Genomic DNA, 19301 nt, shown 5'->3' on the forward strand with positions numbered 1-19301 from the left:
GCTGACGAATCGCTCACAGATGACGAATCGCTCACGGAGGCACGGCATGAACTGTCCCCACGCACACCGGACCGGTCCCGCCCCGGTCGTGCTGGATCCGCTCGTCACCGACCTGAACGCCGAGAGCGCCGCGCTCCGGGCGGCCGGCCCGCTGGCCCGCGTCGTGCTGCCCGGCGGGGTGCCCTGCTACGCGGTGACGCACCACGCCGAGGCACGCCGGCTCCTCACGGACGCCCGGCTGGTCAAGGACATCGATGTCTGGAGCGCGTGGCAGCGCGGCGAGATCCCGCTGGACTGGCCGCTGATCGGGCTCGCCAACCCCGGCCGTTCCCTGCTGACCGTGGACGGCGCGGACCACCGCCGGCTGCGGGCACTGGTCGCGCAGGTGCTGACCGTCCGCAGGGTGGAGCGGCTGCGCGCCCGTATCGAGGAGCTGACGTCCGCCCTGCTGGACGACCTCGCCCGGCGGCCGCGGGGACCGGTCGACCTGAAGGCGGAGTTCGCGTACCGCCTGCCCATGAACGTCATCAGCGAGCTGATGGGCGTCGACCCCGCGGACCATCCCCGGCTGAAGGAGCTGTACGAGAAGTTCTTCTCGACGCAGACTCCGCCGGAGGAGGTCCCGCGGATGATGGCGGACCTCGGGGAGCTGTTCGCCCGGGTCGTCGAGACCAGGCGCGGGGCGCCGGGCGACGACCTGACCAGCGCGCTGATCGCCGCGTCGGAGGACGGCGACCGGCTGACGGCGGACGAGATCCGCAACACCCTGATGGTGATGGTCGCGGCGGGCCACGAGACGACGATCACCCTGATCGTCAACGCCGTGGTGGCCCTGGAGACCCACCCGGAACAGCGCGCGCTCGTGCTGGCGGGCACGATCCCGTGGGAGAACGTGATCGAGGAGACCCTGCGCTGGTCCTCCCCCACCTCGCACGTCCTCTTCCGGTTCGCGACGGAGGACATCGCCGTCGGGGACACCGTCCTCCCTGAGGGTGAAGCGCTGATCGTGTCGTACGGGGCGATCGGCCGCGACGAACAGCAGCACGGCCCGGCGGCCGGCGGCTTCGACGCGACCCGCACCCCCAACCGCCACATCTCCTTCGGCCACGGCCCGCACATCTGTCCGGGCGCGGCCCTCTCCCGGCTGGAGGCGGCCGTGGCCCTGCCCGCGCTGTACGCCCGCTTCCCCTGCCTGCGCCTGGCGGTACCGGCGACGGAGCTCCGCAACAAGCCCGTGGTCACCCAGAACGATCTGTTCGACCTCCCCGTCCACCTGACGGGGGTGTGAGCGAGGAGCGAGGAGTACCGGCGGGGGCCTGAGCGGGGTGTGAGCGGGGTGTCTCATCCGACGGACACGTTTCCGTCCCGTTTCGGGAACGGCTAGGCTCCGGCCCGTGGCCGATATCCAGATTCCCGCTGACATCAAGCCCGCCGACGGCCGTTTCGGCGCAGGCCCCTCCAAGGTGCGGACGGAGGCGGTGGACGCGCTGGCCGCCACCGGTACCTCTCTCCTCGGCACGTCCCACCGGCAGGCCCCGGTGAAGAACCTGGTCGGCTCCGTACGCTCCGGAGTGAGCAGCCTCTTCTCGCTGCCCGAGGGGTACGAGGTCATCCTGGGCAACGGCGGCTCCACCGCCTTCTGGGACGTCGCGACGCACGGACTGATCGACAACAAGTCGCAGCACCTCTCCTTCGGTGAGTTCTCCTCCAAGTTCGCCAAGGCGGCCAAGCTCGCGCCGTGGCTGGCCGACCCGACCGTCATCTCCGCCGACCCCGGCTCGCACCCGGACCCGGTGGCCGAGGCGGGCGTGGACTCCTACGCCTTCACCCACAACGAGACCTCCACGGGTGTCGCGGCGCCCGTCAAGCGGGTCGCGGGCGCCGACGAGGGGTCGCTGGTCCTGGTCGACGCGACGTCCGGCGCGGGCGGTCTGCCGGTGGACATCACCGAGACGGACGTCTACTACTTCGCCCCGCAGAAGTCCTTCGCCGCCGACGGCGGCCTGTGGATCGCCGTCTTCTCGCCGGCCGCCCTGGAGCGCGCCGCCCGCATCCACGGCTCGGGCCGTCACGTCCCGGAGTTCTTCTCGCTGCCGACGGCGATCGACAACTCGCTGAAGAACCAGACGTACAACACCCCGGCGCTCGCCACGCTCTTCCTCCTCAACGAGCAGCTCACCTGGCTCAACTCCCAGGGCGGCCTGGACTGGGCGGTCGGCCGCACGGCCGCCTCCTCCCAGAACCTGTACGGGTGGGCCGAGGCGTCCAAGTACGCGACGCCGTTCGTGGCCGACCCGGCGAAGCGCTCGCAGGTCATCGGCACGATCGACTTCGACGACGCGATCGACGCGACCGCTGTGGCGAAGGCGCTGCGCGCCAACGGCATCGTCGACACCGAGCCGTACCGCAAGCTCGGCCGCAACCAGCTCCGCGTGGCCATGTTCCCGGCGATCGACCCGGCGGACGTCGAGGCCCTGACGACCTGCGTCGACTACGTCATCGAGCGTCTCTGACACCATCCCGGCCGCTCCGGCGGCTCTCGTGGTCCCGTGCGGGCCCCGGCGCTTGGACACTGTCCTGTGTGCGCCGGGGCCCGTCGCTCATTTCCCGAGCCCCTGGAACCTCCTCACCGCGAGGGGGACGAATATCGCCGTCAGCACCAGCGGCCAGGCCACCGACAGGAACAGCGCGTGCTCCTCCGGCCAGGAGCCCCCGCTCGCCACCGGGTTGCCGAACAGCTCGCGCGTCGCCGTGACCGTCGCCGACACCGGGTTCCAGACGGCCACCGCGCCCAGCCAGTCCGGCATCAGCGAGGGCGCCACGAAGATGCTGGATATCGTGGTGACCGGGAAGGCGACGGCGAAGAGATTGCCGGCCTGCTCGGGGCCGGGGACCAGCAGTCCCAGCCAGACCCCCACCCAGATCAGCGCGGAGCGCAGGAGCAGCAGCAGCCCGAACGCCGCCAGCGTGTTCAGCACACCGCCGCTCGAACGCCAGCCGATCACCAGCGCGGTGGCGGCCAGGATCGTCAGTTCGGCGCACGCGGTGATCAGGTCGCCGACGCCCCGTCCCGTGACCACCGCCGAGGGGGCCATCGGCATCGACCGGAACCGGTCGATGACCCCTCTCGTACGCTCCGTCGCCACGATGGCCGCCGTGTTCATGAAGCCGAAGGCCATGGTCATGGCGAACATCCCCGGCATCAGGAACTGCCGGTAGTCCCCGCCGCCGGGCACCCGCATCGCGCTGCCGAAGACATACCCGTACAGCAGCACGGAGATGATCGGGAAACCCAACTGCCAGGCGATGGACGAGGGTTGGTGCTGGAAGTGGGTGAGGTAGCGCCGTACGACCGTCCAGCAGTCGACCACCGCCCAGTACGCCCGGCCGCGACCGGCCCCGTACCCGTCATCCGCCACGCCGGCGCTTCTGTCCTTCAGGGTGGCGCTCATGCCGCCGCCATCTCCTTTCCCGTCAACTGGAGGAAGACGTCGTCCAGGCTCGGTCGCCGCAGCCCGATGTCCTCCACCGCGATCCCCTCGTCCTGAAGCGTCCGCGCCACCTCTGTCAGCGCCGCGACCCGGTCGCGCACCGGCGCGTGCACCCGGCGCTTCTCGTCATCCGTCTCCACCCGCGCGTCACCTCCCGCGCCCCGGGCCACCGCCCGCACCGCCGCCGGTATGTCGCCGGCCTCCGCGACCACCACCTCGATCCGGTCGCCCCCGACGGTGTTCTTCAGCTCGGCCGGGGTGTCGTCCGCGATCGCCCGGCCCTGGTCGATGACCGTGATCCGGGAGGCCAGCCTGTCCGCCTCCTCCAGATACTGCGTGGTCAGCAGCACGGTCGTGCCGTCCGCCACGAGCGCGCGCAGCGCCGCCCAGACCTCTCCCCGCCCCCGCGGGTCGAGCCCCGTCGTCGGCTCGTCCAGGAAGAGGACCTGCGGGGCGAGGATCATCGACGCGGCCAGGTCGAGGCGCCGCCGCATCCCGCCGCTGTACCCGCCGACGCCCTGGTCCGCCGCCTCCGCCAGGTCGAACCGCTCCAGCAGCTCGCCGGCGCGCAGCGCCGCGCGTCTCCCGCCGAGATGGAAGAGCCGGCCGAACAGCTCCAGATTCTGCCGCCCGGTCAGAATCTCGTCGACCGCCGCGTACTGCCCCGCCAGGCCGATCCGGCTACGGACCGCTCGCGGGGCGCGCGCCACATCGACGCCCGCCACCTCCGCCCGCCCGCCGTCGAACCGCAGCAGGGTCGCCAGGACCCGGACCGCCGTCGTCTTCCCCGCCCCGTTGGGCCCGAGCAGCCCGTGCACCGTCCCCCGCCGCACGGCGAGATCGAAGCCGTCGAGCGCCCGCTTCTCCCCGTACCGCTTCTGAATGCCCTCCGCCAGAACCGCTTGTTCGCCCACGGCCACCACAGTCACCCCAGCCACCCCTCTTGTCACCGGCCTCCCCGACCGATCTGAGTACAGCGTACCCACAAAAGAGTACGCCGTACCCATTTTTTTTCGGAGACAGTAAACTGGCCCCATGACCTCGACCGAAGCGAGCGGCAGCGGCAATCCGGCACGCAGTCTCGAACTCCTCTGGGACACGGGCGAGCGCCCCAGCCGAGGGCCCAAACCCGGCCTCACGCTGGGCCGGATCGTCACCACCGCCGTCGCGCTCGCCGACGCCGAGGGCCTCGACGCGGTGTCCATGCGCCGCCTCTCGACCGAGCTGGGCACGGGCACGATGTCGCTCTACCGCTACATCCCGGGCAAGACGGAGCTGATCGACCTGATGCTCAACCACGTCCAGGGCGAGACGGAGGATCCGCCCGGCGGCATCGACACGGGCTGGCGCGCGGCGGTCGAGGCGATGGCGCGCGCGGCCCTCGCCCTGCACCAGCGTCACCCCTGGCTGCTCGCGGTCAACCAGGCCAGGCCCGTCCTCGGACCCAACGCGGTCAGGGGGCTGGAGAAGACCCTGTCCCGCCTTCAGGGCATGGGGCTGAGCGACCCCGAGCGGGTCTCGGTGATCATCATGGTCGAGGGCTATGTGATCGGCACGGCGCGTACGCAGGTGCACGCCATCGAGGCCGAGAAGATGAGCGGCACCACGGACGAGGAGTTCTGGAAGGCCCAGGAGCCCTTCCTGTCCAGGGCCATGACCAGCGGCGTGTACCCGGTCATGGCCGGGCTCTCCGAGGAGTCGTTCGGCTCCGACTTCGACCACTTCGAATTCGGGCTCCAGCGGCTGCTGGACGGCCTGGAGGTCCTGGTGGAACAGCGCACGGCGGGGCAGCGGACACGGCCACAAGCACAGCAGCCGCAACCGCAGTCATCGGACGCCGCCGAGCGGTGCCCGTGACGTCTATGACGTCTGTATCCCTGTCGCCTCAGCCCTTGCGCCGCAGCCGCTTGTAGCCGAGGTACAGAACCGCCCCGGCGGCGAGGACGATCGCCCCGAACGTGGCGTTCCCCGTCTTCTCCGAGGCGGCGCTCCCCGTACCGTCGCCACCGGATGAGGAACTTCCGCCTCCGGAGGACGCGTTGCCGCCCGACCCCTTGTCCAGGTCCACCCGTTCGACATCGCTCCGGCTGCCCTCCGAGCCGAACATCAGCGCGCTGCCGTCGGCCGTGTACGTCACCGACTCCGCCTGCCGCTGGATGGGCGCCCGTACGCGGTGGTCCGCGCCGAGCCGGCCGTTCTTCCAGGCGTAGGCGCGGGCACTGAAGTACGAGCGGAGCGTCAACTCCTCGCCGTCCGGCGAGAACGCCCCGTCCGTCACCCACGGCACCTCGCCGATCCGCCGGAAGGTGTTCGTACCGGACGGGGACAGCTCCGCCGGGCCCTCGTACAGCCCGCCGCCGTCCTCGTTCTTCGACGCGATGTAGACGCGCCCGGTCCGGGGATGGACCATCATCGCCTCGGCGTCGCGCGCCCCGTCGGCGTACTTCACGGTGAACTGCGTGGCCCGCACCGTCGCGTCCCTGAGCTGCTTCGGCTCGGGGAAACGGTAGATCCAGACGTGGTCCCAGGTGCCGTTGAGGTTGTCGCCGATGTCACCGACGTAGACGTTCCCGTCGGGCCCGAGGGAAATGGCCTCCACGTCCCGGGGCTTGCCGACGCCCTGCATGGTGATCGTCGCGACGGTCTCTCCGGTACGGGAATCCACGGCGTAGACCTGCGGCCCGTAACCGCTGTCGTTGTGCGTCCAGTACACGCCGGGGTGCAGACGGCTGGCGGCCAGTCCGCTGGACTCGGTGATCCGGCTGTCCTTGATCGTGAAGCTCTGATCGGGCTTCCCGTCGTCGGCCACGGCGGCCGTGGCCGATCCGAACACGAACGCGAGAACGAGCACGAACGCGGAGACGAACCCGGCCGGCCGTACGGCCCGTACGGCGACGGCGACAGCTCCGGAACGGCGGCCAGGGCCACGCGAGGGAAAACGCATTCCCCCAGCCTGCCACCCCGCGTAGCGTGGCGTGCCATGACCTCCGTCCCCGCCGCCTCCCCCGTCCACCCGCCCGTCGAGCCCCACGACCACGGCCTGCTCGACGTCGGCGACGGCAACCGTGTGCACTGGGAGGTCAGCGGCAACCCGCAGGGCAAGCCCGCGCTCGTCGTCCACGGCGGCCCCGGGTCGGGCCGCACCCCGTACGCCCGGCGGCACTTCGATCCCGAGCTCTACCGTGTCGTCCTGTTCGACCAGCGCAACTGCGGGCGCAGCACCCCGCACGCGAGCGATCCCGCCGCCGACATGCGCCACAACACCACCGACCACCTCATCGCCGACATGGAACGGCTGCGGAACCATCTCGGGATCGAACGCTGGCTGCTGTACGGCGGTTCCTGGGGGTCCACGCTGATCCTCGCGTACGCGCAACGCCACCCCGAGCGCGTCTCCGAGATCGTCCTCTCCGGCGTCACGACCACCCGGCGCTCGGAAATCGCCTGGCTGTACGGGGGCGCCGGCCGGCTCTTCCCCGAGCAGTGGGACCGCTTCCGCGACGGCGCCCGGCAGGCGAGGACCGACGAACGGGCCGCCGCCCCCGAAGGACTGGACCACCGTACGGCCGCCGCGCTCCCCCTCGTCGCCGCCTACGCCCGCCTGATGGAGAGCCCCGACCCCGCCGTACGGGAGCGGGCCGTCATCGACTGGTGCGCCTGGGAGGACGCCGTACTCTCCCAGGAGCCCCACGGCTCCCCCACCCCGTACGCCGATCGGCCGCCGCTCCCGCGGCAGGCGTTCGTCCGGATCTGCGCCCACTACTTCGCCCACGGCGCCTGGCTGGAGGAGGGCGCCCTGCTGCGCGACGCGGGCCGGCTGGCCGGCATCCCCGGGGTCCTCGTCCACGGGCGGCACGACCTGGCCGGGCCTCTCGGCACCGCCTGGGAGCTGGCGCGGGCCTGGCCGGACGCGCGGCTGGTGGTGATCGACGACGCGGGCCACAAGGGGAGCGAAGCCCAGCGCGGCGAAGTGCGGGCCGCGCTCGACGCGTTCGCGGACTGACCCATCGACTCGACAGACGGGCCGATCCGCCGCCCGCTCCCTCACCAGGACCTCATGAGGAGCTCACCAGGACCTCACGAGGGGGTTCCGCCCGCGAACACCACCTGGGCCCCGAGGTCGCACCAGACCGTGGACGTACCGCCCGAGGCGGCCCGGTTGCCGAAGTGCCGGTAGACGAGATCGCCCTTCTTGCAGTCGATGACACCCGTGAAGGTGGACCCGTTGCAGGTGATGGCCGCGCCCTTGTGACCCCCGCTTCCGGTCAGGAGCCGGTGGCTACAGGTGAGCGCGGCCCGGGACTCCGGCGTGGCCGTCGCCGGTGCGGCCGTCGCGGGCGCCGCCGTGGCCAGCAGCCCGCCCGCGCCGAGAGCGAGCGTCGCGGCGACGGCGGCGAGGGCGGCGGCGACAGTGCGTCGCGTACGAGTGATCAAAGAAACCTCCGGTGTTCCGATGCGAGCCGGACGGACATGAGGCCGGACGGACATGAGGACCCGTGCTCGGCCGCTCGGAGAGGAGGTTGATCACGGAAGAGGGCGATTATGCCCGAACCATGAACAATGGCCTGAAAGAAGCCGATCGACCGATTTACGGTCACTCGTGAGTGAACGGGCCCATGACGCCCACGACCCGTCGGACCGATGACAACAGGCCGCCACAAGGCGTACCCGCTCTTGCCTTGAGTGCGCTCGAACGAGTTGGGTGTGGAGTCATGGAGTACACGCAGCTCGGACGCACCGGACTCAAGGTCAGCCGACTCGTCCTCGGGACGATGAACTTCGGCCCTCTCACCAACGAGGCCGACAGTCACGCCATCATGGACGCCGCGCTCGACGCGGGTATCAATTTCTTCGACACCGCCAATGTGTACGGCTGGGGCGAGAACAAGGGCCGCACCGAGGAGATCCTCGGCACCTGGTTCGCCAAGGGCGGCGACCGCCGCGACAAGGTCGTCCTCGCCACCAAGGTCTACGGGAACATGGCCGGCGACGGCGATCCCTGGCCCAACCACGACAAGCTCTCCGCCCTCAACATCCGCCGCGCGGTCGACGCGAGCCTCAAGCGGCTCCAGACCGACCACATCGACCTCTACCAGTTCCACCACATCGACCGCTCCACCCCGGTCGAGGAGATCTGGCAGGCCATCGACACCCTGATCCAGCAGGGCAAGATCCTCTACGCGGGCTCGTCCAACTTCCCCGGCTGGAAGATCGCCCAGACCAACGAGACCGCCCGCCGCCTCGGCTCGTACGGCCTGGTCAGCGAGCAGTGCCTCTACAACCTGGTCGAGCGCCGCGCCGAGATGGAGGTCATCCCGGCCGCGCAGGAGTACGGGCTCGGGGTCATCCCGTGGTCGCCGCTCGGCGGCGGTCTGCTGGGCGGCGTGATCAAGAAGGAGGTGCAGGGCGGGCGGCGCGCCGCCGGCCGTGCCGCCGACGCCCTCGCCGACACCGCGACCCGCGCGCGGATCCAGTCGTACGAGGACCTGCTCGACAAGCACGGCATCGACCCGGGCGAGGCGGCGCTGGCCTGGCTGCTGACCCGGCCGGGGGTGACGGGCCCGATCGTCGGCCCGCGCACGCTCGACCAGCTCGAATCGGCCGTACGGGCCGTCGACGTCACGCTGTCCGAGGAGGTCCTGTCGGAGCTGGACGAGATCTTCCCCGGCCCGGGGCCTTCGCCGGAAGCCTTCGCCTGGTAGGAGCCGTCAGCGCGTACGGGTACGTACGGGCACGCACCCGTACGTACGGCGACGGATGACGAGGGCGGCGGTCGGCCGGGGCCTGTACGGAACAGGGCCTAGCCGACCGCAGCCGCCACGGCGATGATCGCGAACATCAGCACGAGCACGGCGGCCATGATGCGGTTACGGGTTTTCGGGTCCACACGTCGAGACTAACGGCCGGGTCCGACAGAACCGCCGCCCGGGTGCCCCCGACGGCCCCGGCCGAGCGGCCGGCGCGCGATCGTCTCGTACCGCGGCCGCTCCCCCGCCACGCCCGAGACCGGCAGCCGGCTCCGTACGAGAACCAGCTCGGACACGTCCCACGGCCTGCCCTCGAAGCCGCTCAGGGCCTCGACGTACGGCCGGAGGTCCACGCCGTCGGCCGTGCGGCCACGCGCGAGCGTGAGGTGGGCCCGGTAGGAGCGGTGCTCCTCCATCGGCACCCCGGCCCGGCGCGCGGCGGCGTCGGCCCGTTCCGCGAGGAGCCGGAGCTCGTCGATGCCTCCGGCGGCGCCGGCCCACAACGTACGGCCGCCGAAGTGCCCGCCACCGCGCACCCGGAGCCGGAACGGCTCGGTCCGGTACGCGGCCCGCTCCAGCCGTACGGTCAGCTCGGGCAGCAGCGCCTCGTCCACCTCGCCCATGAAGGCGAGCGTGAAGTGCCGCCCCTCCTGCCCGGTCCACCGCAGCCCGTCGGCCCCGGGCAGGTCACGCAGACGCCGTACGACATCGGCCAGTTCGGCGGCGGCAGCGGCGGGCGGCAGAACGGCGGCGAACAGTCTGAGTGTCGTCGGGCTCATCGTCGGACTCATGGAACGATTCTGCCGGTCATATGACAGACAGCGCGTTACCCGGTCACCGTGCGTATCGTTGTACCGCGCGGCTACCGCATCCACGCGGGAGCGGGGAGGAGCGCCAGAATGACCGTCGTAGAGACCGACAGGATCGCCACCGACAGGATCGCCATGGCCGACGAGAGCTCCGAGCTGACACTGGACATGCTGTTCGGCGCGCTTGAGAAGATGCCCGTCCCCGAGGGAGTGAAGGTCGAGATTGTCGAGGGGAACATCTTCATGTCGCCGCAGCGCCAGGTGCACTGGGAGATCATCCGCCGTATCGTACGGGCCCTGGAGGACAAGTTCGGCATGGACGTCGTGGTCATGTCCGACGTACGCATCGACTTCCCCGGACACCTCAACGGATTCTGCCCCGATGTGGCGAAACTGGTCGACGACGCCTCACAGGATGAGGACGGGCGCTGGAAGCCCGAAGACGTGGAGTTCATCGCCGAGGTGATCTCCAAGGGCACGGCCGCCAACGACTACGGCGCAAAGAAGACCACGTATGCCACGGCCGGTATCCCTGTCTATCTGATCGCCGACCCCTACACCGGCAGGTGCCACGTCTACACGGACCCGAAGGACGACGAATACGCCACCGAGCTGACCGTTATGTTCGGCACCGCGATCGACCTCAGCGCCACCAAGTTGGGCTTGATCCTGAAGACCGACAAGTTTCCCCGCGGTTGACGGAACGGTGGTTCCGGGCGACCGGAACCACCGTCGTCGCTCATGGCTCACAGGCCACGGCTCACGCAGCCGTCGCGAGCTGTTCGCGTTCCTTCTTCGGTACGAACTCCATGTGCGGCCGGCCGCCGCGCAGGTCGACCTTGAGCCGTACCCCCACCACCCGTGTGAGGATCAGGCCGATCGTCGCCGCCGCGAGCAGGGAGACCGCGCCGCCCGTGGCGAAGCCGACGCGGGCGCCGTACGTGTCGGTGACCCAGCCGAGGAGCGGGCCGCCTATGGGGGTGCCGCCGACGAAGACCATCATGTAGAGGCTCATCACCCGGCCTCTCATCGCCGGGTCCGCAGCCATCTGGACGCTCGTGTTGGCGCTGATGTTCGTCGTCAGCCCGATCATGCCGATCGGCAGGAGCAGCAGCGAGAACATCCAGACGGACGGCGAGAAGGAGATCACGATCTCCAGCAGGCCGAAGGCCATCGCCGCCAGGATCAGCAGCCTGACCCGGCTGGAGCGGCGGCGGGCGGCGAGCAGGGCGCCGGCCAGGGAGCCGGCGGCCATCAGGATGTTGAAGAAGGCGTAGAGCCCGGCTCCGCCCTCGAAGACCTCGTGCGCGAAGGCCGTCAGCCAGATCGGGAAGTTGAAGCCGAACGTGCCGATGAAGCCGACGAGGACGATCGGCCAGATCAGGTCGGGACGGCCGCGTACGTAGCGGAGCCCTTCCCTGAGCTGCCCCTTCGCGCGCGGTACGCGGACGGACCGGTGCAGTTCGTGCGGGCGCATCAGCAGCAGCCCGATGAGCGGGGCCAGGAAGGAGAGGCCGTTCAGCATGAACGCCCAGCCGCTGCCCACGGTGGTGATCAGCACACCGGCGACCGCCGGGCCGACCAGCCGGGCGGACTGGAAGTTGGCCGAGTTGAGGCTGACCGCGTTGCGCAGTTGGTCCGGGCCGACCATCTCGGAGACGAAGGACTGGCGGGTCGGGTTGTCGACGACCGTGACCATGCCGAGCAGGAACGCGAGCAGATAGACGTGCCAGACCTGGACATGTCCGGAGAGCGTCAGCACGGCGAGGGAGACGCCGCACAGGCCCAGCGCGGCCTGGGTGAAGAGCAGGAGCTGACGCTTCGGGTAGCGGTCGGCGATGACGCCGCCGTAGAGGCCGAAGAGCAGCATCGGCAGGAACTGGAGGGCCGTCGTGATGCCGACGGCGGCGGAGGAGCCGGTGAGGCTCAGGACCAGCCAGTCCTGGGTGACACGGGACATCCACGTACCGATGTTGGAGACGACGGCGCCCGTCGCGAACAAGCGGTAGTTGCGGATCTTCAGCGAGGAGAAGGTGCCGCCGGTGGCCGGCTTGCTCTCGGCGGGGTCGTCACCGCCGGTCGGTCCGGTACCGCCGGCAGGTCCGGTGTCGCCGGTCGAGTCGGTCGCCTCGGTACGGCCGTTCGGGTCAGGGTGACCGGTCGGGACGGCGGGAGAGATCGGTTCGGCGGCGGAGATCGGTTCGGTACGGCCGAGGGGACCGGTGCCGTCCGTGGAGCCTATGGAGTCGGGGTCGTCCGCCTCGGGGATGGTGCCGTCGGCGAGTGTGCCGGCCGGGGTGGGGCCCTCAGGCGTGGTGCTCTCAGGGGTGGTGCTGTCGTGGGTGGATTGCGGTGCGGGGGCGGAGTCTGCTCCGGATCCCGTACTCAATGGGGGTTCGCCTCCTTACGGCGCGCGGTCTACAAATGGGCGAGCTTCTCCAGCACGGGAGCGGCAGCGCGCAGCTTCGCCCACTCGTCCTCGTCCAGGCCCTCGGCGAGGGTCGCCAGCCAGACGTTGCGTTTACGGCGGCTCTCTTCGAGCATCGCCTCGGCCCGCTCGGTCTGGCTGACCACCTTCTGCCGACGGTCGTCGGGATGTGGCTCAAGCCTGACAAGACCCTTCGCCTCCAGCAACGCGACGATGCGGGTCATCGACGGCGGCTGCACGTGCTCCTTGCGGGCCAGCTCGCCCGGGGTGGCGGAGCCACAGCGCGCGAGAGTACCCAGGACCGACATCTCGGTCGGGGACAGCGACTCGTCCACACGTTGGTGCTTCAGGCGCCGGCCCAGCCGCATGACGGCGGAGCGGAGAGCGTTCACGGCGGCGTCGTTCTCATGCTCGTCACCGTGGGGCAGGTCAGGCATGTATTTAGCTTAACTCATTACCCAAGCTAAATACCACCGGGGCGCAGCACGACTCTCGGCCGGATTCCCCCGGGGTCGAATCACTCGTACGAGTGAGACTGAGGCAGAAAGCGACCCGCCGGGCGACGCGCGCCCCCGACCCTGGTGCGTATGGGATCGACAGTGCTCAGCCTGCGGATCGACGGTGAGCTGCTCGACCGGCTCCGCCACCATGCCGCCATACGCGGAATGAGCGTCCAGGACTATGTGACCCGGACGCTCATTCGTGACGACTTCGACGAACGCTTCAAGGCGGCCGTCGACGAGACGGAGCGGTTCTACGGCGGCGTGCAGTAGGTCCGGCCGGGGGCGAGGGCGGGGGCGGGGCCCGGCCAGGACCTCAAGTCACTCAGGTCGCTCAGGTCAGGCCCAGCGCCGGCATCGCGTAGTAGAAGACGAAGACGGCCGAGACGGCGTACAGCGCCGCCGGTACCTCGCGGCCCCGCCCGGTCGCCAGGCGCAGCACGCTGAAGGTGATGAAGCCGATGCCGATGCCGTTGGTGATCGAGTAGGTGAACGGCATCATCACCATGGCCAGGAAGGCCGGCACGGCGATCGTGAAGTCGCTCCAGTCGATGTCCCGTACGGAGCCGGCCAGGATCAGGAAGCCCACCGCGATCAGCGCGGGCGTCGCCGCCTGGGACGGGACCATCGTCGCCAGTGGTGTGAGGAACAGCGCCACGGTGAAGAGCAGGCCCGTCACGACGGACGCCAGCCCCGTCCTGGCCCCTTCGCCGACGCCCGCCGTGGACTCCACGTAACAGGTGTTGGCGGAGGCCGAGCCCGCGCCGCCCGCGGCGACCGCGATGCCGTCGACGAAGAGGACCTTGTTCATCCCGGGCAGGTTGCCGTTCTTGTCCATCAGCTTGGCCTCGTCGCCGACGCCGAGGATGGTGCCCATCGCGTCGAAGAAGCAGGACAGCAGCACGGTGAAGACGAACAGCGCCCCGGTGAGGACACCGACCTTCTCGAAGCCGCCGAAGAGGCTGACGTTCCCGATCAGGCCGAAGTCCGGGCTCGCGACCGGGTTGCCGGGCCACTTCGGGGCCGTCAGGCCCCAGCTCGGCACCTTGGTGACCGCGTCGATGATCATCGCGAGGACCGTCATCGCGACGATGGAGATCAGGATCGCGCCCGGCACCTTGCGGATGATCAGCGTGAGGGTGAGCAGCACGCCGATGGCGAAGATGAGGACCGGCCAGCCGTGCAGATGCCCGTTCCCGCCGAGCTGGAGCGGCACGGTGGTCCGGGCGATGTCCGGGATACGGGAGACGAACCCGGAGTCGACCAGCCCGATCAGCATGATGAAGAGGCCGATACCGATCGCGATGCCCTTGCGCAGCCCGAGCGGTACGGCGCTCATCACGCGCTCGCGCAGACCGGTGGCCACGAGCAGCATCACCAGCAGACCCGCGAGGACGACCATGCCCATCGCGTCCGCCCAGCTCATCCGGGGGGCGAGTTGCAGGGCGACGACGGTGTTGACGCCGAGGCCGGCCGCGAGGGCGATCGGCACATTGCCGATGACGCCCATCAGGAGCGTGGAGAAGGCGGCGGTCAGCACGGTGGCGGTGACGAGCTGGCTGTTGTCGAGCTGGTGCCCGTACATGTCCTTCGCGCTGCCGAGAATGATCGGGTTCAGCACGATGATGTAGGCCATCGCGAAGAAGGTGGCGAAGCCGCCACGTATCTCACGGCCGATCGTGGAGCCGCGCTCCGAGATCTTGAAGAAGCCGTCAAGTCCGCCGGACGACTGCCCGGGGGTCGGCGGCTGGGCGTCGGAACCGACCGGAGCGGTGGCCGAGGAAGGCATGCGGAACCTCAGACGTCGTACGAGGGGAGGGGCGGGGAGAACGGGTGGGGCGGTGCGGGGCGGAGCGGGACTGCGGCGAAACTTGATCAGACCGATGTGTTCATGGGGTTTCCATTCGATGTTCAAATGAATGGATGTTCAACGAACAAAACCAGACACCCACAAACCGTTTCAGTATGAACAGATCGTAAGAAGATCGCTATCTCCGCGCGTAGACCCTTGAGCCGCCTGCTCTCCGTCCTCAGCGCACCCCCACCTACACTGAACCCATGACCGGTTCTACGCCCCAGCGCGCCGCGCCCGAGCCTCTGGAGGGGCCGGTCGTCGGCACCGTCACGGGCGGCACGATCATCTGGTTCGCCCTCTTCCTCCTCCAGCTCCCGTTCTACGGCTGGTACAGCGAGCACGGGCACACCTGGTGGATCTGGACCTGCCTCGCCGGCGCCGGACTCGGACTCATCGGGATCTGGTACGTACGCGGCCGGGACGCGGCGCTCAAGCGTGCCGCCGCCGCGGCCGAAGCCGACGCCGAGGGGACTTCGGGGCCGGACGAGGGCAGGCGCGACGAGGACGGGCCCGGCACCTCCGGCCCGTAGGGGCGTGCCCCCTACGGCTCCGCCCCCGGGCCGTAGTGCCCAAGGACGATTCCGCACCCGAACCGTCGTCCCGGGGTCTGATCTTCGCTCCGGCCGGCGGGTGGCGGGGCCCTCCCCGCCGTACCGTCGGAACATGACGCAGCGGGCGAAGATCAACACCGATGGCGCGGAGCCGGACGGCACGGAGCCGGGCTCCCCGGCCCCCACCACCCCCGCCATCGACGCGGGCGCCGAGCTGGACCCCGTACACCCCATGACGCTTCCCCCGCCCGCCGGGCGGCACACCGGGCTGACCGCCGCCGAGGTGGCGGAGCATGTGGCGCGCGGGGAGGTCAACGACGTACCCGTCCGCAGCAGCCGGTCCGCCGCCGAGATCGTCCGGGCGAACGTCTTCACCCGCTTCAACGCGATCATCGGCGTGCTCTGGGTGATCATGTTCTTCGTCGCGCCGATCCAGGACACCCTGTTCGGCTTCGTGATCATCGCCAACACCGGTATCGGCATCATCCAGGAGCTGCGCGCCAAGAAGACCCTCGACGGGCTCGCGGTGATCGGCGAGGCGAGACCGACCGTACGGCGGGACGGCGTCCCGGCCGAGATCTCCACCTCCGCGATCGTCCTCGGGGACCTCATCGAACTGGGCCCCGGCGACAAGGTCGTGGTCGACGGCGTGGTGGCCGAGGCCGACAGTCTGGAGATCGACGAGTCGCTGCTCACCGGCGAGGCGGACCCGGTGCTGAAACGTCCCGGCGACCCCGTGATGTCCGGCAGCTTCGTGGTCGTCGGCGGGGGCGCGTTCCAGGCCACGAAGGTCGGGCGCGACGCCTACGCCGCGCGGCTCGCCGAGGAGGCGTCCCGCTTCACCCTGGTCGACTCCGAGCTGCGCAACGGCATCAGCACGATCCTCAAGTACGTGACCTGGATGATGATCCCGACCGCGATCGGGCTCATCCTCAGCCAGCTCGTCGTCAAGCAGAACGACTTCAAGAACTCCATCGCCAGGACCGTCGGCGGGATCGTCCCGATGATCCCCGAGGGCCTGGTGCTGCTGACCTCCGTCGCCTTCGCGATCGGGGTCATCCGGCTCGGCCGGCTCAAGGTCCTCGTCCAGGAGCTGCCCGCCATCGAGGGGCTCGCGCGCGTCGACGTCGTCTGTCTCGACAAGACGGGCACGCTCACCGAGGGCGGGATGGACGTCAGCGAACTGCGTCCGCTCGGGGGTGCGGACGAGTCGTACGTACGGAAGGTGCTCGGCGCGATCGGTGAGTCCGACCCGCGCCCCAACGCCAGCCTCCAGGCGATCATCGACGCGTACCAGGGCGAGCGCGGGCGGTGGCCGGTGGCGGCGGCGCTGCCCTTCTCGTCCGTACGGAAGTACAGCGGCGCCGCGTTCGAGGAGAGCGACGAGAGCGACGAAGGAGCCGAGGGGCGCGGCGAAGGAGCCGAGGGCCGCGGCGGCGGACTCTCCCGCTGGCTGCTCGGCGCGCCCGATGTGCTGCTGCCCGCGGGCGATCCGGCGCTCGCCGAGGTCGACCACCTCAACCGGCAGGGGATGCGCGTCCTGCTCCTCGCCCGCGTCGGCACGGATGCGAGCGCGGACGGTGCCGACCTCGGCTCCCCCGAGGCCGCGTCCGGCGCCGAGGCGACCGCCCTCGTCGTACTGGAGCAGCGGCTGCGGCCCGACGCCGCCGAGACCCTCACGTACTTCGCCGATCAGGACGTCGCCGCCAAGGTCATCTCCGGCGACAACGCGGTCTCCGTGGGCGCCGTGGCCGGAAAGCTCGGCCTGTCCGGCGCGGAGCAGACCGTCGACGCCCGGCATCTCCCCGCCGAACGGGAGGGGATGGCCGAGGCGCTCGACGCGGGGGCGGTCTTCGGCCGGGTCACCCCGCAGCAGAAGCGCGACATGGTCGGCGCGCTCCAGTCGCGCGGGCACACGGTCGCGATGACGGGGGACGGCGTCAACGACGTCCTGGCGCTGAAGGACGCGGACATCGGCGTCTCGATGGGCTCGGGTTCGGAGGCGACACGGGCCGTCGCCCAGATCGTGCTGCTGAACAACAGCTTCGCGACGCTGCCTTCGGTGGTGGCGGAGGGCCGCCGGGTCATCGGCAACATCACGCGGGTGGCGACGCTCTTCCTCACGAAGACCGTCTACTCGGTGCTGCTGGCGATCCTGGTGGCGTGCTTCCAGGTCGAGTACCCCTTCCTGCCGCGCCATCTCACACTGCTCTCGACGCTGACGATCGGCATCCCGGCGTTCTTCCTGGCGCTGGCCCCGAACAAGGAGCGCGCCCAGCCGCACTTCGTCCGCCGGGTGATGCGGTACGCGGTGCCCTCGGGTGTCATCGCTGCCGTCGCCACGTTCACCACGTATCTGCTGGCCCGGCACTCCTACACCGGCCCCGACTCGCTCGGCGCGGAGACCAGCGCGGCCACGCTCACGCTGTTCCTGGTCTCCATGTGGGTGCTGGCGATCGTCGCGCGCCCGTACACGTGGTGGCGGATCTGCCTCGTGCTGTCGATGGGGGCGGCGTTCCTGGTGGTGCTGGCCGTACCGGCGCTTCAGCACTTCTTCGCGCTGAAGCTGGTGGGGACGACGGTGCCGTGGGCCGCGGTGGGCATCGCGGTGGTGGCGTCGGTGGCGCTGGAGCTGTGCTGGCGGTGGGTGGGGCGCAGGTTCCCCGCCGCGTAGGGCGTACGGGGCCCGGCACCGCAGAGCGGTGCGGGGCCCGGCCCGGCGCACGGTGTGCGGGGCCCGGTGGCGTCAGCCTGCCGGGCCCCGCCGTGGTCCGGTGCTACTTGACGGCGACGTAGTCACCGGTGGCGTTGACCGCGGGGGTCGAGGCCGTACCGGCGAAGCTCCAGCGCCAGTAGCCGGCGACCGTCGTCTTGGTCGTGGTGGTCTTCAGCGTGCCGGTGCCGGAGGTCTTGACCGTCTTGACGTCGGTGTAGGTGTTGCTGTCCTTCTTACGGAACTGGAGCTTCACCGTCTGGGTGGCGTAGCCCTTGTAGGTGGAGGTCTCCCAGTTGGCGCGCGACAGCTTGCCGGTGACCGTGAGGGTCTTGCCCTTCTTCACGGGCTCCGGGGAGGCGTTGACGGTCAGCTTGGAGAGCCGCTGGAAGCGGATCTTGCCGGACTTGTCGTTCTGGACGTCCGTCCCGTCCTTGGCCAGCACGGCGGCGCCGACGTTCCAGTACGTGGCGTCCGTGTTGATCAGCAGGCCGGGGTCGACCGTGACGGTGAGCGTGCAGGTCGAGGTGGTGGCGTTGGCGGCCTTGCACTTCGCCTTGTCCTCGTTCTGGACGAAGGCGAAGGCGTCGTAGTCATCGAGGTTCTTGCCGATCCAGAGGATCGTGGCGGCGTCGGCGATGCCCGAGGCGTGGGTCGCGGTGATCGCGACGGTGACCTTCTTGGTGGCGGTGGTGCCGACGACGATCGGCTTGCCGCCGTTCACCACCGTCTTGGTGATGACCGGGGCTGCGGCGGCCTTCGGCGCGGCGGTGAGTCCGTTCGTCCTGGCCTTCGGCGCGGCGGCGGCGCCGTGCTGGGACGAGAAGCCGTACTCCGGAGCGGACGGACGGTCGCCGCCGGGCGCGCCGGACTGCGCGGCCTGCGAGGCCGGTACGGCGAGAGCGGACAGGGCCAGGGCGCCGGAGACAGCGGCAACAGTGGCACGAATACGCATGCGTTCCCCAAGTGGAGAAGGGGCCCCGCGGTGCGTCGTTCGTACGGCGGGGCCCATCTGGTCTGTGAGCCTGGTGACTCGACAGACCAGACCAGGTACGCATGTGAATAGTTGTACGGAATCATGACCTTTCTGCGAAGATCGCAAAATCAGCCGACGAACCGGCGACCGGCGACCCGGCGGATCGACGAACCGACGAACCGGCGGATCGGAACCGGCGGATCGGCGGATCGGCGGATCGGCCGGCCGGCT

Annotated in this window: 18 protein-coding genes; 9 read left to right on the top strand and 9 right to left on the bottom strand. The window is 70.1% G+C overall.

The features are described from left to right. Nucleotides 1-46: 46 nt before the first annotated feature. Together ACIO3P_RS21535 and serC are read left to right on the top strand one after the other, a co-directional pair. A complete protein-coding gene (locus ACIO3P_RS21535) occupies nt 47-1288 on the top strand; it encodes a cytochrome P450 (protein WP_401853065.1) in 1242 nt (413 codons plus the stop codon). 106 nt (nt 1289-1394) lie between these two features. Further along, entirely contained in the window at nt 1395-2513 is a 1119-nt protein-coding gene (gene serC, locus ACIO3P_RS21540) for a phosphoserine transaminase (RefSeq protein WP_329824972.1), read from the top strand. A gap of 87 nt (nt 2514-2600) precedes the next feature. Here serC and ACIO3P_RS21545 read toward each other — a convergent pair whose 3' ends face one another. Next, on the bottom strand, nt 2601-3452 hold the full coding sequence (locus tag ACIO3P_RS21545) for an ABC transporter permease (RefSeq protein ID WP_401853067.1): 852 nt from the start codon (nt 3450-3452) through the stop codon (nt 2601-2603). Then, nucleotides 3449-4420: an ATP-binding cassette domain-containing protein gene (locus ACIO3P_RS21550; protein ID WP_401853068.1), complete on the bottom strand. Its 972-nt coding sequence runs from the start codon at nt 4418-4420 to the stop codon at nt 3449-3451. The genes ACIO3P_RS21545 and ACIO3P_RS21550 overlap by 4 nt, the downstream gene beginning before the upstream one ends. A gap of 106 nt (nt 4421-4526) precedes the next feature. Here ACIO3P_RS21550 and ACIO3P_RS21555 point away from each other — a divergent pair, with 106 nt between their 5' ends. Beyond that, a complete protein-coding gene (locus tag ACIO3P_RS21555) occupies nt 4527-5348 on the top strand; it encodes a TetR/AcrR family transcriptional regulator (protein ID WP_401853071.1) in 822 nt (273 codons plus the stop codon). Nucleotides 5349-5376: 28 nt separating this feature from the next. Here the strand turns inward: ACIO3P_RS21555 and ACIO3P_RS21560 are convergent, their stop codons facing one another. Next, the gene (locus tag ACIO3P_RS21560) at nt 5377-6435 is read right to left on the bottom strand and encodes a WD40 repeat domain-containing protein (RefSeq protein ID WP_401853074.1); all 1059 of its coding nucleotides are present in this window, start codon (nt 6433-6435) and stop codon (nt 5377-5379) included. Nucleotides 6436-6471: 36 nt separating this feature from the next. Here ACIO3P_RS21560 and pip point away from each other — a divergent pair, with 36 nt between their 5' ends. Next, nucleotides 6472-7494: a prolyl aminopeptidase gene (gene pip, locus ACIO3P_RS21565; RefSeq protein ID WP_401853077.1), complete on the top strand. Its 1023-nt coding sequence runs from the start codon at nt 6472-6474 to the stop codon at nt 7492-7494. A 74-nt stretch (nt 7495-7568) separates the two neighbouring features. Here the strand turns inward: pip and ACIO3P_RS21570 are convergent, their stop codons facing one another. After that, nucleotides 7569-7925 carry a hypothetical protein gene (locus ACIO3P_RS21570; protein ID WP_329824967.1) on the bottom strand — a complete coding sequence of 119 codons (357 nt, stop codon included), beginning with the start codon at nt 7923-7925 and terminating at the stop codon, nt 7569-7571. Between the two features lie 278 nt (nt 7926-8203). On the opposite strand from ACIO3P_RS21570, the gene ACIO3P_RS21575 reads away from it, so the two are divergent. Further along, nucleotides 8204-9193 (top strand): aldo/keto reductase, encoded by a 990-nt coding sequence (locus ACIO3P_RS21575; protein ID WP_329824966.1) that lies wholly within the window; start codon nt 8204-8206, stop codon nt 9191-9193. A gap of 194 nt (nt 9194-9387) precedes the next feature. Here the strand turns inward: ACIO3P_RS21575 and thpR are convergent, their stop codons facing one another. Continuing rightward, the gene (thpR, locus tag ACIO3P_RS21580) at nt 9388-10029 is read right to left on the bottom strand and encodes an RNA 2',3'-cyclic phosphodiesterase (protein ID WP_329824965.1); all 642 of its coding nucleotides are present in this window, start codon (nt 10027-10029) and stop codon (nt 9388-9390) included. A gap of 108 nt (nt 10030-10137) precedes the next feature. Here thpR and ACIO3P_RS21585 point away from each other — a divergent pair, with 108 nt between their 5' ends. Then, nucleotides 10138-10746, top strand: a complete 609-nt coding sequence (locus tag ACIO3P_RS21585) for a Uma2 family endonuclease (protein ID WP_401789178.1) — start codon at nt 10138-10140, stop codon at nt 10744-10746. A 61-nt stretch (nt 10747-10807) separates the two neighbouring features. Here ACIO3P_RS21585 and ACIO3P_RS21590 read toward each other — a convergent pair whose 3' ends face one another. Together ACIO3P_RS21590 and ACIO3P_RS21595 are read right to left on the bottom strand one after the other, a co-directional pair. Continuing rightward, nucleotides 10808-12226: an MFS transporter gene (locus tag ACIO3P_RS21590; RefSeq protein ID WP_401853258.1), complete on the bottom strand. Its 1419-nt coding sequence runs from the start codon at nt 12224-12226 to the stop codon at nt 10808-10810. A gap of 239 nt (nt 12227-12465) precedes the next feature. Beyond that, nucleotides 12466-12912, bottom strand: a complete 447-nt coding sequence (locus ACIO3P_RS21595; RefSeq protein WP_329824962.1) for a MarR family transcriptional regulator — start codon at nt 12910-12912, stop codon at nt 12466-12468. Between the two features lie 150 nt (nt 12913-13062). Between ACIO3P_RS21595 and ACIO3P_RS21600 the strand changes: the two genes are divergently transcribed. After that, nucleotides 13063-13248, top strand: coding sequence for a ribbon-helix-helix protein, CopG family (locus tag ACIO3P_RS21600; protein ID WP_329824961.1), 186 nt, complete (start codon nt 13063-13065; stop codon nt 13246-13248). A 61-nt stretch (nt 13249-13309) separates the two neighbouring features. Here the strand turns inward: ACIO3P_RS21600 and ACIO3P_RS21605 are convergent, their stop codons facing one another. Further along, the gene (locus ACIO3P_RS21605) at nt 13310-14764 is read right to left on the bottom strand and encodes an NCS2 family permease (protein ID WP_401853080.1); all 1455 of its coding nucleotides are present in this window, start codon (nt 14762-14764) and stop codon (nt 13310-13312) included. Nucleotides 14765-15033: 269 nt separating this feature from the next. Here ACIO3P_RS21605 and ACIO3P_RS21610 point away from each other — a divergent pair, with 269 nt between their 5' ends. Both ACIO3P_RS21610 and ACIO3P_RS21615 read left to right on the top strand, forming a co-directional pair. Then, nucleotides 15034-15360 carry a DUF2530 domain-containing protein gene (locus tag ACIO3P_RS21610; protein WP_329824959.1) on the top strand — a complete coding sequence of 109 codons (327 nt, stop codon included), beginning with the start codon at nt 15034-15036 and terminating at the stop codon, nt 15358-15360. A gap of 133 nt (nt 15361-15493) precedes the next feature. Continuing rightward, nucleotides 15494-18055 (top strand): HAD-IC family P-type ATPase, encoded by a 2562-nt coding sequence (locus ACIO3P_RS21615; RefSeq protein ID WP_401853082.1) that lies wholly within the window; start codon nt 15494-15496, stop codon nt 18053-18055. 103 nt (nt 18056-18158) lie between these two features. Here ACIO3P_RS21615 and ACIO3P_RS21620 read toward each other — a convergent pair whose 3' ends face one another. Then, a complete protein-coding gene (locus ACIO3P_RS21620) occupies nt 18159-19049 on the bottom strand; it encodes a DUF5707 domain-containing protein (protein ID WP_401853085.1) in 891 nt (296 codons plus the stop codon). Nucleotides 19050-19301: the final 252 nt, after the last annotated feature.

The organism is Streptomyces sp. NPDC087310, from assembly GCF_044744405.1.
Taxonomy (GTDB): Bacteria; Actinomycetota; Actinomycetes; order Streptomycetales; family Streptomycetaceae; genus Streptomyces.

Excerpts from the sequence above, each read along its gene's own strand:
- ACIO3P_RS21535 (WP_401853065.1), top strand. The coding sequence starts at position 47 with ATGAACTGTCCCCACGCACACCGGACCGGTCCCGCCCCGGTCGTGCTG.
- ACIO3P_RS21545 (WP_401853067.1), bottom strand. The coding sequence starts at position 3,452 with ATGAGCGCCACCCTGAAGGACAGAAGCGCCGGCGTGGCGGATGACGGG.
- ACIO3P_RS21555 (WP_401853071.1), top strand. The coding sequence starts at position 4,527 with ATGACCTCGACCGAAGCGAGCGGCAGCGGCAATCCGGCACGCAGTCTC.
- ACIO3P_RS21560 (WP_401853074.1), bottom strand. The coding sequence starts at position 6,435 with ATGCGTTTTCCCTCGCGTGGCCCTGGCCGCCGTTCCGGAGCTGTCGCC.
- pip (WP_401853077.1), top strand. The coding sequence starts at position 6,472 with ATGACCTCCGTCCCCGCCGCCTCCCCCGTCCACCCGCCCGTCGAGCCC.
- ACIO3P_RS21575 (WP_329824966.1), top strand. The coding sequence starts at position 8,204 with ATGGAGTACACGCAGCTCGGACGCACCGGACTCAAGGTCAGCCGACTC.
- thpR (WP_329824965.1), bottom strand. The coding sequence starts at position 10,029 with ATGAGTCCGACGATGAGCCCGACGACACTCAGACTGTTCGCCGCCGTT.
- ACIO3P_RS21585 (WP_401789178.1), top strand. The coding sequence starts at position 10,138 with ATGACCGTCGTAGAGACCGACAGGATCGCCACCGACAGGATCGCCATG.
- ACIO3P_RS21595 (WP_329824962.1), bottom strand. The coding sequence starts at position 12,912 with ATGCCTGACCTGCCCCACGGTGACGAGCATGAGAACGACGCCGCCGTG.
- ACIO3P_RS21600 (WP_329824961.1), top strand. The coding sequence starts at position 13,063 with ATGGGATCGACAGTGCTCAGCCTGCGGATCGACGGTGAGCTGCTCGAC.
- ACIO3P_RS21605 (WP_401853080.1), bottom strand. The coding sequence starts at position 14,764 with ATGCCTTCCTCGGCCACCGCTCCGGTCGGTTCCGACGCCCAGCCGCCG.
- ACIO3P_RS21610 (WP_329824959.1), top strand. The coding sequence starts at position 15,034 with ATGACCGGTTCTACGCCCCAGCGCGCCGCGCCCGAGCCTCTGGAGGGG.
- ACIO3P_RS21615 (WP_401853082.1), top strand. The coding sequence starts at position 15,494 with ATGACGCAGCGGGCGAAGATCAACACCGATGGCGCGGAGCCGGACGGC.
- ACIO3P_RS21620 (WP_401853085.1), bottom strand. The coding sequence starts at position 19,049 with ATGCGTATTCGTGCCACTGTTGCCGCTGTCTCCGGCGCCCTGGCCCTG.